At 45.6% G+C, this 12,205-nt stretch carries 11 protein-coding genes and 1 pseudogene; 4 read left to right on the top strand and 8 right to left on the bottom strand.

Going from position 1 to position 12,205, the window contains the following annotated elements; translation table 11 throughout:
* Nucleotides 1-139: 139 nt before the first annotated feature.
* From RMO79_RS11395 to RMO79_RS11400, 3 genes and pseudogenes are all read right to left on the bottom strand, one after another.
* Nucleotides 140-853 (bottom strand): annotated as a pseudogene (locus RMO79_RS11395) (NACHT domain-containing protein); the annotation flags it as partial.
* Nucleotides 823-948, bottom strand: coding sequence for a hypothetical protein (locus tag RMO79_RS24550; RefSeq protein ID WP_396136576.1), 126 nt, complete (start codon nt 946-948; stop codon nt 823-825). The gene RMO79_RS24550 and the pseudogene RMO79_RS11395, both read right to left, overlap by 31 nt.
* A gap of 265 nt (nt 949-1,213) precedes the next feature.
* Entirely contained in the window at nt 1,214-2,629 is a 1,416-nt protein-coding gene (locus RMO79_RS11400) for a serine/threonine-protein kinase (protein ID WP_310483277.1), read from the bottom strand.
* A gap of 273 nt (nt 2,630-2,902) precedes the next feature.
* Between RMO79_RS11400 and RMO79_RS11405 the strand changes: the two genes are divergently transcribed.
* Nucleotides 2,903-4,684: a bifunctional serine/threonine-protein kinase/formylglycine-generating enzyme family protein gene (locus RMO79_RS11405; protein ID WP_310483278.1), complete on the top strand. Its 1,782-nt coding sequence runs from the start codon at nt 2,903-2,905 to the stop codon at nt 4,682-4,684.
* Nucleotides 4,685-4,952: 268 nt separating this feature from the next.
* The gene (locus tag RMO79_RS11410; protein ID WP_310483279.1) at nt 4,953-5,255 is read left to right on the top strand and encodes a hypothetical protein; all 303 of its coding nucleotides are present in this window, start codon (nt 4,953-4,955) and stop codon (nt 5,253-5,255) included.
* 52 nt (nt 5,256-5,307) lie between these two features.
* Here RMO79_RS11410 and RMO79_RS11415 read toward each other — a convergent pair whose 3' ends face one another.
* Entirely contained in the window at nt 5,308-5,541 is a 234-nt protein-coding gene (locus RMO79_RS11415) for a hypothetical protein (RefSeq protein ID WP_310483280.1), read from the bottom strand.
* A 116-nt stretch (nt 5,542-5,657) separates the two neighbouring features.
* Here RMO79_RS11415 and RMO79_RS11420 point away from each other — a divergent pair, with 116 nt between their 5' ends.
* The gene (locus tag RMO79_RS11420; protein ID WP_310483281.1) at nt 5,658-5,825 is read left to right on the top strand and encodes a hypothetical protein; all 168 of its coding nucleotides are present in this window, start codon (nt 5,658-5,660) and stop codon (nt 5,823-5,825) included.
* A gap of 137 nt (nt 5,826-5,962) precedes the next feature.
* Nucleotides 5,963-6,157 (top strand): hypothetical protein, encoded by a 195-nt coding sequence (locus tag RMO79_RS11425; RefSeq protein WP_310483283.1) that lies wholly within the window; start codon nt 5,963-5,965, stop codon nt 6,155-6,157.
* A gap of 184 nt (nt 6,158-6,341) precedes the next feature.
* On the opposite strand, the gene RMO79_RS11430 is transcribed toward RMO79_RS11425, so the two are convergent.
* The 4 genes from RMO79_RS11430 to RMO79_RS11445 all read right to left on the bottom strand — a co-directional run.
* Nucleotides 6,342-6,692 (bottom strand): hypothetical protein, encoded by a 351-nt coding sequence (locus RMO79_RS11430; protein ID WP_310483285.1) that lies wholly within the window; start codon nt 6,690-6,692, stop codon nt 6,342-6,344.
* Nucleotides 6,693-6,733: 41 nt separating this feature from the next.
* Nucleotides 6,734-7,936 (bottom strand): serine/threonine-protein kinase, encoded by a 1,203-nt coding sequence (locus tag RMO79_RS11435; RefSeq protein WP_310483286.1) that lies wholly within the window; start codon nt 7,934-7,936, stop codon nt 6,734-6,736.
* 340 nt (nt 7,937-8,276) lie between these two features.
* On the bottom strand, nt 8,277-9,953 hold the full coding sequence (locus tag RMO79_RS11440) for a VWA domain-containing protein (protein WP_310483287.1): 1,677 nt from the start codon (nt 9,951-9,953) through the stop codon (nt 8,277-8,279).
* A gap of 234 nt (nt 9,954-10,187) precedes the next feature.
* On the bottom strand, nt 10,188-12,205 hold a 2,018-nt coding region (locus tag RMO79_RS11445; RefSeq protein ID WP_310483288.1), incomplete at its 5' end, for an esterase-like activity of phytase family protein.

Here is a 12,205-nt window from a genome sequence, read left to right on the forward strand (position 1 = left end):
ATCTGAGCCGACATAAATGTCGTCTAAAGGGTGAAAGAAACTTTGTTTGGGCACGCCCTAATTTCATGCTTCAACCCAATTTACAGATCCTTGCTCTGAGCCAGTTTCAGCTAAGTTCCTTAGAAGAGGCTCCGCCAACGAATTGTTGGCTTAATAAAGCCTCGATTCCATCACAGAGAATTACCCCCTGTGCTAAAAACGCGCTGACACTACCGTCAAATAAATCCCGAATTGTGGTCGCCGCAATTTTAATCGCTAACGGGTTGCCAGCGTAAGATTGCTGGAAGTGCTGCCAGTCGCTGGACTCGGCTGTATGACACCCGTTGGCAGAACCGATCGCGGCTACTTCGATCGCACTCAAACCATGTAAATCCAGCGTCCCGATCGATCCAGATTCGCCCTCTAATGGAATTAAGGTACTCGGCTTCTCCCGACTGGTTATTAATAAACAACTAGCATGATGTTCGGTCGCGATCCGGCGGAGCAGTTCGCTATAGCCTGCATACCCCTCTCGATAGTTGCCATGCTGCTGGCTAGTCGCCAAGTGAGCCGAGTGCTGGGTAAGAATTGATTCAAAATTATCAAAAACGAGCAGGCAGCGCGTAGCGCGCAGATATGCCATCAATTGGGAGATCTGAGCATCTATGGTATCCGCAGGTTCGGGCTGCTGTTGACGAGAGAGAATCGCCATCAGTTGAAAGAGAATTTTATCTAGCGGTGGGGCATTGCGGAGAGATTGCCAGATAATTCGATTCTCCAAGGGAGAGGCTCCGCCAACGAAAGCTTGAGTTAAAGTTGCTAACTTTTGAGTGAGTTTGGCAGCTAATGAGGTTTTACCCATGCCGCCCATCCCGCCCAGGTATAGCGAAATACTTGCTCTTGCAGATCGCGCAGACTTTGGGCTTGGAGCAGTGTATCCAGTAATGCTAAGGCTTCATCCGCTGTCATCTGCAAAGAACCTGCCAGAATCTAGCTTAATTCTAGCCCTAATCTTTCAACAATTACATGTAGAGATCCGATCTTTTCCACCAATGTGCCTGCTGCTAAGGAACTTAGCTGAAATTGGCTCACAGCAAAGATCGATCGAAAGTATGCAGCCTAATCCCAAGCATTCGGGTTTTATGAGTGCAATCGGAGATCTACCCACCCCGCCCGTTGGATAATCGAGTCTCTCAATAACAATCCTCTATTTTCGATATGTTTTTTATATTTTCTACCAGAATCCACCGCGTTTTCCGTTAGGGAAAATAGTCATAAAATTGGTTTTAGCTCGATTTAATTGGTCTTCTGTTACCTTAACGCCTTTCAAATTTGCGCCACAGAGATTTGCGCCGTGAAGATTGGCATAGTGGAGGTAGGCATCGCTGAGGTCGGCACCTCGCAGGTCGGCATTTTGGAGATTGGCATAGCTAAGGTAGCCTCTACTGAGGACGGCATCCTTCAGTACCGCACCACTCAAATCCGCTTTTTCAAATTTAACACCACAGAGATTGGCACCTTGGAAATTGACATCAGCACAGTTGGAATTAGTGAGCACAATTCCATGTATTTGGGCTTTGGAGAGATCGAGACTACTAATATCCATCTCGGTAAAGACTCTCTGACCGCGTCGGTATGCTGCCAAAACCCCTTGAGCATCTAGTTTTAATTGCTCTTTACGTGGTGTGTCTCTACTACTATCGATCGCCTCGACGAAGCTTTGAGATTTGGATGGATCGATCGGAGTATTGAAACGATCTGGTTTTTGCCCTAATACAGCTAATACTTCTGATGCTGACTGATATCGTTGAGGTAAAACATTAGCAATCATTTTATCCAATACCTTGCCTAACTTTTCATCCACCGGATTATCAATCAAATAATCTCGCCACACCCAAGCATCTTGATTCATATCGAACAGATCGAAAGGTGAAACTTGAGTGAGTAGATAGATACAAGTCACACCCAAACTATAAATATCGCTAGCAAATACTGGTTTACGTCTAGCTTGCTCCGGTGCTGCAAATTCTGCACTACCAATCGCCGTTCCGGTTTTAGCTAACATCGATTGAGTCGCCTGCTTCGCCGCACCAAAATCGACCAATACCAAACCACTGTCACTGCGCCGCCGAATAATATTGGCTGGTTTGATATCGCGATGAATCACTGGTGGTGACTGATGGTGTAAGAAATCTAAAACTGGTAACAACGACTCCAGTAATTCGCGGATCTTGGCTTGGTTAAAAGTGCCAGCGGTGGCTAATTCCTGCTCCAAATCTTGCCCATCGATAAACTGTTGCACCAGATAGGGTTGACCCTCAATATCAAAATAGGCGAGGAGTTCGGGAATCTGGTCGTGTTTGCCCAATGCCTCTAAATGTTGTGCCTCTTCGTAGAACAGCTTGAGGGCAATCTGTCTGGTTTCGGGATGATTGTTGCTAAATGCAAACTGTTTGATGACACATAACGGCTTGCGAGGTCGATCTTCATCTACTGCTTTGAAGGTTTTACCAAACCCACCTTGTCCTAATAGCTTCAGGGCGCGATAGCGATCCTTGAGCAGGATCTTTGCCCCACAGGACATACAGAAATTGGTGGTGGGGCTATTCCGATCTGGAGCGGGACAGGTAGGGTTGATGCAGTAGCTCATGACTGGGGCGGCTGAAGTGGGAATATTCGTGCTTACGTGATGACTACTCGATCCTGTTGACTTTGATACTATTTTGGTGAGCTTGCACGATCTTGGGCTGCTGGGTTAATGAGAATATATATATTATGGCATTACCGAGGGTCGATCGAGTGTTTGAGCGCGTCTGCTATTTTTGAGATCTTTATCGATCTCTCCATATATCGTCGATCCAATGTGGGTTTAGGAGCAAGCTATAATTGAATTGGAATCACTCCTCTGCTACTACGATCGACTATGCAACCTGGTCAATTATTATGCGCTCGATATCGCGTTGAGAAAGCACTAGCCGCAGGGGGATTCGGTCAAACCTTTTTGGCTGTAGATACTCACTTACCTAGTCAACCGCAAGTAGTAGTCAAACTCCTCAAGCCCAATAGTAACGATCCAGAGACGCTCGAAATCGCGCAACGTCTCTTCAATACGGAAGCGGAAACATTAGAGCGGTTGGGCAAAGATAACGATCGAATTCCCTCTCTGTATGCCTATTTCCCGTTGCAGGGTGAGTTTTATTTGGTGCAAGAGTATATCGCCGGAACCACTTTGACGGATGAATTGCAAAGGCGGAAAATCTCCAAATCAGAAACCCTCGCAATCCTCCAGGAAATTCTCACCGGATTGACTAAGGTTCATAGCCAAAATATCATCCACCGCGATCTCAATCCGAATAATATCATTCGTCGTAAGATCGATCGCAAGTTAGTACTGATTGATTTTGGCGCAGTCAAACAAATTCGCGCCGCTAATGCGAACAGGCCAAATACTATAATTAGTCAAACCATCGGCATCGGTACGCCTGGATATATGCCTACCGAACAGGGCATGGGCAGTCCCAAACTAGCCAGCGATGTTTATGCAGTAGGTGCGATCGCGGTTCAATGTCTAACTGGATCTCATCCCTATGCCTTGTTCGATAATGATACTCTACAGCTCGAATGGGAACATCTATGTCGAGTAAATAGGGACGTTGCCACAGTTATCGATCGCATGATTGCACCAGATTATCGCCAGCGATATGCTAATGCAAATGAGGCTTTACAGGCGATCGAGTCTTTAATTACTCCACCTCGGCAACAGGTTAAACCACCAGCACAACCCAAACAAGCACCAACTCCCTCAGCCACACCCAACAGACAAAAATTTTGGTTCCAAACCGCTAAATTAGAGATTGTCACCAAAAAAGAAATCGTTACTAAAAAAGGTTTTTTGTCGTCTGACAAACAGATAGAAGTAGAAAAAACAGAAATTAAAATCATCCATATCAATGGCGAAGCTGATTACTTCAGAGAAGGTCTGGGCAATGGTGTTAGTTTAGACATGGTTTATATTCCGGCTGGTAGATTCAAGATGGGTTCGACTGAAAAAAGTGACGAACAACCGTTCCACCTCGTCAATCTCTCATCCTTTTGCATGGGTAAATATCCCATCACTCAGCAGCAGTACCAAGCAATAATGGGTACAAATCCATCCCATTTCCAAGGATATAATTTGCCTGTCGAACGGGTGCGTTGTAAGGAAGCAATGGAGTTCTGTCAAAAACTATCCCAGCGCACGGGTAAACAATATACCCTCCCTAGCGAAAGTCAGTGGGAATATTCCTGTCGAGCCGGAACTAGGACACCATTTTACTATGGCGAGACGATTAGCACCGATTTAGCTAATTATGACGGTAGCTTTTTTGTCTATGGCAAAGAAATCAAGGGCGAAGCTCGCCAAACAACTACCAAAGTCGGACGTTTTCCCCCCAATGCATGGGGTTTGTATGGTATGCATGGGAATGTGGAAGAATGGTGCCTGGATGTATACGCAGACAATTACAATGGTGCGCCAACGGATGGTAGTGCCAGAGGAGATATTAGTTTACAGGAATATAAAATTAAATTGCGTCGCTTGCGGGGCGGTTCCTGGAACAGTCATCCGCGTGATTGCCGCTCTGCTGCTCGTAGCACCTATCCCCCCGGTCTCCGCAGCAGCAGTATCGGTTTTCGAGTTGTCTGCGAGATCCCCAAGACTTTGTAACCCTCTATACTTCTTTATACTTTTACCCCTTACACTTTCGTTCTCTTTTCCCTCGCCGCGAAGCTGGGAAACCATCAGATCCCCAACTTCTCGGAGAAGTCGGGGATCTTTGCGCCCTCGTTCGGTAGCAGCGAATTCGAGCGCGTTTATCTATGGGTGGTTACAAGCGATCGATCGTTCTAGATCGTCGATCTCCCCTTAAAAATGAGTTTCCTGATTCTTGGATAGAATGTAGGTTAATCCTGTCGATCGAATCTTGAGAGTGCTTATGCTTGCCTCAACTTACAAAATATTATTAGAACAGACTGCTGACGGAAGATCTTCTGCTACCGTTTTAGAACTGCCTGACTGTCAAGCGATCGCCATTACCTCGCAAGAAGCCATTAACCAAGTCAAAACACGCCTCACCGAGCGATTAGCTAATGCTGAGGTTGTCTCGATTCAAATCCCCGCCCCACAACCGCAAAACCCGTGGATCGAGTTTGCAGGTATTTTCAAGAACGATCCAGATTTTGCCGACATCACTCGATCGATTAGAGCCGAGCGAACAGAACCGGAAACCTTGCCATGAGTTTTTGGATTTTAGATACTGACTGTGTTTCGCTTTTTTTTGGAAGGGGTAATTATCTTCTCAAGTCGTATGCCCAGTAAGCAGTGCTGAGTCTGAGCGTGTCATCGCTAGAATAGTTAGTTGCAATGATTCGCAGTCCGCGTAGTTTGTCGATAAATCTGGCGTAGGGAGTATAAATTAGGCTACGATCGAGTAGTGTCCAAGTTTTGGCGTGGGAATGATATTTAAACTTACCGTAGGCAATTGCTAACTGAATCATTTCCCAATCGATCGCTCGTTGTTGCAAGCGTCGATTAAAGTGATTTCGGTCTTTGAGCGAACAAAAAATCTCGACTTTGGGTAGACGATCGATCGAATGTTCTCGCAGCCGAACTAGGTCGGAAATTCACCCCCCAGGGCTGTTTGTTGCCCAGCCAGATTCAGGCTTCGATCGGTCAAACTTTGATGCTATTCGGGCGACCTGTAGATTGGCCGCAAGATGAGAAGGCAGTTATCGTGGTAGCACAGGATTTTGCGATCGCCTTGTTGCAAGAAGCGGCAGTAGCCGATCGAAACAGAATCCGAAAATGAAGCAGCAATTCTCTTGGCTGAAGCATTGGAGCATCGTCAACGCACTCCAGAGGAAGATGCGTTGCTGGAGTTGTTGACGATTTTAATCGAAAAGTTTGAGGAGGATCGCTATCCAGAACCAGCGATCGAATCTTTTGGTGGCTGCTCGATCGATTTCCCCAAGGCGTTCGCTATGCCCCAGCGTCCAGTTGCTCCAACTCGCCCGCAAATGGAGCCGTCCGCCCCTGCAAAACCTATTAGCAGTCCAAGATCCCACCCAAGATCTGACCTTCACTAACCTCGAAGTAACCGCATTAAGAACTTATTTCCAACCATTCGATCGCCCTCAATGATGCTCAACGCTGGCTGCGACAAGCCAACGGTAAGGAAATGGTCGCGCCCTGGTTAGCTCAGTCTGGTATCAGTGCCAATGTCTAGTAGTGCAAATCAAACTAGACATTGGCGATAATGAAATACCCTTTGCTGCACCCTACTACTGGGCGGCATTTTGTGCGATCGGTTAGTAACATCGCGCTCTTAGAATGGACATGCTAATTCTTTAAAACTAACTAAGCCGCGATATTTATCCCACGGAAACCAGTCTGAAAAAGCTAATTCCATTCTGATACAGCCATCTTTAGCGGCAATCTCGGACAGGGGGCGATCGAACTTTTCCAAAACAGATTTAGAATCCTGTTGTCCATCGCGGTGAACGTATTGAAATTTAGTATTTTTGAATCCGCTCTCTTTTTCTATTTTAGTTTCAACAGAAATTACCTTCACTATTTTAGAATCATCGATCCGATATTTAAGGTAACAGAATCCAGCTAAAGTAATTCCGATCGCCGTAAGTCCGACGATCTGCCCAGCTTTCATTGTTTTGTTCATAAAATATATTTGATAAGGTAACGGCGATTTTAATCGCAGCACTACCGTCGATTTATTTGTCGCGCTAGTGCGTCAGAAATCGTCGCGCCAGTGAAGTCGGCACTGGCGAAGTTAGCATTAAAAGTCAGCACATTTGTCAAGTTGGCACCGCGCAAACTCGCACCCCGCAAATCGACATTTCGTAAATCCGCACCAGTGAAATTTGCACCGCTAAAATCGTAACTTTGTAGATTTAGCCGCTGAAGATCGATCCCAGTTAAATTACAGCCAGGACAACCCCGATTCGTATGTAATTGCTCGATCGTAATAGTGGCTGTGGATGGTTTGGAGATCGTCCTCAGATGGTTATAATAAGAAAACATTCCTAGCGTTAGCAGTATACCCAGTAAAATCTCTGGTATTCGCGTTAGCGGCTGGGAGTTTGGGGCACTATTGAGCGATTGCAGCGCGGTTAGCGCAGTGAAAGCATCGGGATATCGGTGTTCGGGACGGGGTTCGGTCATCTTTATCAGCCAATCGAGAAATCTTGGCGGTAGATGACCTAAATGAGACCGCAGATCCAGCCGATAATTTGTATCGATGAGCTGACTTATTTCCAGCGATTTCTGTCCGGTTAATAGGCAAACTAGGGTGACACCCAAACCATACAAATCCGCAGCTTTAGTTAAGGGACGGTTGAATAATTGTTCGGGCGGCATAAATCCCAGTGTCCCTTTAATTGTACTGCTGGCATTTTGCTCGGTATGTGTGTTCCGAGCAAAGCCAAAGTCGATGAGGTAAACGCAGTTGCGATCGTCGATTAAGATGTTTTCAGGCTTGATATCGCGATGGATAATTGGAAGAACTTGCTGTTGTAAATAGATGAGAATTTCTAGTATATCGATCGCAATTTGCTTAACGGCTTCTAAATCGAACTCACGTCCTGAATCAGCTAGCGTCCGTCCTGATTTATATTCCTGTGCCAGACAAAATCCATTGGGTGTTTCCCAAGAAGTAAGATATTTAGGAATGTTTGGATGTTTTAATTGTTGTAAGATTTCGACTTCACGTTGATAGCTATCATAGTCGCTCCAGCGATTACCGATAGTCGCAAATTGAAACTGTTTGATAACTACCGATCGATCCACCTCTAAATCTGTTGCTAAATAAGTAACCCTACCGCCATTAACATTCTGCCCTAAGACTCGATCGATCTGATAACCTGGATGGCTTAAATCCAGTCGATCTGAGTTTAGATCGTTCATAGTTACCTCCAGGTTTTAGTTTGTGTTAATAATCTGTTTTAATCTTATGACATTAGATGAGGGTGTAAATTTAGAGTAGTGACAGTTTATAAATTGTCCCTGCTCTAAATCTTGTCAATCTCTAAATTTTTCGGTGGAACATCTCTACCAAATAATTTTGCAGATCGACATTGCTGTCAGAGGGTGTCTGAAAAGTCTTATTGGCTCCGATCTTAGATCTAAATCCCCCTTAAAAAGGGGGACTTCCAGATGGTTCCCCCCTTTTTAAGGGGGGCTAGGGGGGATTTCTAGGGTTTACGCTTGACAAACTAAACTTTTCAGACACCCTCTCACTAGCCACCTAAGATTCCGCGATCTTCTTGCTCTTTTCAACCAAGCGAATAAACTCCGCTCGATAACCATCTAAATCGCTACCTTTAGACTGAGTAGCTAACTCGATAATGGTATTAAAATTAGTACTGCCTTTATACTTCGAGTTACTAATATTCATCCCATAAGCAGCTACAGCAGATGCAAACTTGAGATTGGCAGATGCCTTACCGATCGTCACATTAGAATCGGCTACATTACTAGTAATGAGTTGCGAAGTGTCCGATTTAGGTGCTTTATACCGCAATCGCACTTGTAACAATTCCTGACTATTTGCCGCGATCTTGGTATCTTTATCCGCCGCATCGGGTGTTGCAGTTGGCTTGCTAAATGTGATGTCGGTTTTCACCCCGACAGGAATCACCTCATACAGGGCTGTAACCGCGTGTCCCGCGCCGAGTTCGCCAGCGTCTTTTTTATCATCTTTGAAGTCGCGGTTGGCAAGGACGCGATTTTCATAGCCGATGAGCCGATATGCTTGGACTTGTTTGGGATTAAATTCTACTTGAATTTTAACATCTTTAGCGATCGCCAATAATGTCCCGCCCATTTCTTTAACTAGGACTTTTTTAGCCTCATTAATACTGTCGATATAGGCATAATTACCGTTACCTTTATCGGCGAGTTGTTCCATTTTAGAATCTTTGAGATTGCCCATCCCAAATCCCAGAATAGAAAGGAATACCCCACTATTACGCTCTGTTTCGATGAGCTTTACCAACGCTTCATCGCTACTAACTCCGACGTTAAAATCGCCATCGCTAGCCAAAATTACCCGATTATTTCCATCTTTAAGGAAATTTTCGCGCGCGACTTTATATGCTTGGACGATTCCTTCACCACCAGCGGTAGAACCACCTGCTTCTAGTTTATCGAGTGCGGCGATAATTTTACTTTTTTCCTTGCCAGAAGTCGATGGTAAAACTAAACCAGCACTACCAGCATATACCACCATCGAAACACGATCGGTCGGTCTGAGTTGGTTGACCAACAATTTGAGTGAAGATTTGAGCAGTGGGAGTTTATTGGGTTCGTTCATCGAACCGGAGACATCAATCAGGAAAACTAAATTATTCGGCGGTAATTTCTCCACACTAACTTTTTTCCCCTGCAACCCAATTTGGATGAGTTTGTGCTGGGGATTCCACGGGGCGTTAACTACTTCGGTATTAATTGAAAATGGTTTGTCGTCTGTCGGTTGTGGATAATCATAGGAAAAATAGTTAACCATTTCCTCGATTCTGACGGCATCTTGAGGTGGTAATTGACCGTCGTTAATATACCGTCGGATGTTACTATAACTTGCCGTATCGACATCGATCGAGAATGTCGATAATGGTTGACTGGTAGCCGCAAAAAATTGATTTTCGGCGACTGATTTATAGCTTTCTTCAGTTGGCTGTTCGCCACCAGAGCCAGTCAATCCTGCTAATGGCGCAGCACTGCTATCTGCTTGTTTAGCCTCCGTGTTGGCAACCTGTGGTGTGGCTGGTGACGCGACTGGCGATTGCGATTGGGAAGTTGCCGAATTAGAACTGGAACTTCGCGTCGAAGTTCCACTGTTGCAACCAGTTAAACTGCCGAGTAAAAAGGCAATAGTCGCACAAAAGATCGCAAGGCGAGATATCGAATTAGGTCGATCGAACATGATAATTTAAGTGTCATCGGTAGTGGACTTGAGTGTGAGTCGCGACTACCCGATTTCGTCTTTCCTAACCGGAAAGAGTGAATCTTAATGACAGCTACAGAGGGGGATCGATCGATTCCGCAAACTTGCAAAAATTTATACCAGAATATTTCGCTAGTAAAAATATATCCCCGACTTCTCCAAAGAAGTCGGGGATATGGCGAATATTAAGGAGAAGTACGCGATCGAATCAAATTAAATAAACGCAAAGTTAGCTGTGGTGAGAGTGGTAGTATCAACCCCAGTTAAGGTCGCGATCGTGTTACCGCCGAGTGCGATATTATTACCAGTCCGAGTCAAGTCGGTAAATTTAACTCCGCCAGTAATCCCTAATACATCGGTGCCGATTTGGTAATCGACAATTGTATTTGCACTTGTCGGAGCTTCGCCGTTATAAATCCAGAATTGGTCGGCACCAGTACCGCCAGAGAGGATATTCCCGCCACCAGCACCGACAAAGAATTTGTCGTTACCATCGCCACCTAAACCGCGTCCGTTGGCACCTAAGAACAAAGTATCGTTACCAGCACCCGCAGAAATCCGGTAATCTTTGGCATCATTCGCCTCAAAAATATCGTCGCCAGCACCACCAAAAACTCGATCGCCATTAGCTATAAAAATCGTGTCAGCACCGCTCCCCGTATCGATCCGGTTGTCACCCGCCGCCGCGCCAGCAATCGGTACATCGACTGTATCGTTACCAGCACCAGTAAAAACACTATCGTTAAACCCATCGAATCCTGGCGTGACCTTGGCGATGAGATTATCGTTACCCGCCGTACCCGATACTTGAGTAACGCTCGATAGTGGTTTGGCTAGTTCCAAAATAATCGATTCGTTATTGTCGGGCGAAGTTGCCGATTCTCTTTCAGAGACACTTTGTGAACGACCCGTCGAGAAGGGATAATTGTTATCGTTAGCTACCAGAATCGTGTTGTTATCGAGAACGACGACATCTTCGATCGTCACGAAGGGGAAGGTAAATTTGGTGTTACCATCTTTATTCAAGTCGTTGGGATCTTGAATATTTAGCAGATCGACGACTTCTTCTTTAAAGACATTACCGTTGGCATCTTTTTTGGAGATGTCTACTTTAAAGATCTTCTTAAATAAAGCCGTTGCACCTTGTCCGTTATCGCGCTCAATGACGAGGTATTCATTTTTGTTGATGACTGCAAAATCGCCGATCGCATTTCCGGTAGCTTCCATTTTGTAGAAGCCGAGTTGACCTTTGTATTGCCCGCTGGCGACATCGAATTCATAGATGCGGAGCGAACCAGCCGGATCGCCAAATACCGTACCTTCTAGTAAGGGATAGAGGGTTGACTTATCGGGTGAGATTGCCATCCCTTCAAAGCCACGCGAACCGCCCAAGTTGGCAACAGCAGGCGTACCGACAAATTTATCGCGTACCAAATCGCCAGTGCCAGGGAAGTCGGTAAAGAAGGCATCGACACCCAAATTGATATACTGTTCTAGTTCCTTTTTTGGGTCGCCTTTATAGTCCGATGCGAGGAAGAAACCTTCGCTGCGGAAGGTGTAAGGATGCACCTGTAAACCAGCCTTATGAGCATCCGTAACTAGAGTAGTGGGGGTTCCCAAAACTCGATCGGCTTCACTTTGTTGACCGTCACCATTAAGATCGTCTGGGATGCCATTTTTGTCAGCATCTACCGTACTGGAGGGCACGATTAAGCGTTTGTCGGGGCCGATTCCTGCCGCATATTTAGCGATATTTACCAGTTCTGCGGGTTTGGTGAGGTCGCCATAAGTGAGCGCATTACCACTGAGGGTAAAGTCATAAGGCTTGCCAGCCGCACCACCAAATAACTGCACCAATGGCACGTCAATTTTGGCAGCAGGCATGATTTTATCGTTAATTTCTTTGAGATTGCTCACCTCAAAGGATTGGATAAATACCCGTTTGGGATCGGTAAAGTTGCTCGAAACTAAGGTATCGACGAGTTTTTGACCGAGATTGACATTAATTTTGGTAGTACCGTCGAGAAGTGTACCTTGGGCTGCGAAGTAGCTGGGGTGTTTTGTTTCGGGGTAGATGCCGATTTTACGTCCGGTATCTTTTTCGACTTGCTTGACTAAATCAATGACTTCTTGGAAAGTGGGGACTTTTAAACCATCGTTGTCAAATGCCGTACCGCGTAGGGCGGGGAGACGTTCGATCGCATTGAGGGTCTTAATTTCAGCTAAGGTAA

Source organism: Chamaesiphon sp. VAR_48_metabat_403 (assembly GCF_031422475.1).
Classification (GTDB): domain Bacteria; phylum Cyanobacteriota; class Cyanobacteriia; order Cyanobacteriales; family Chamaesiphonaceae; genus Chamaesiphon.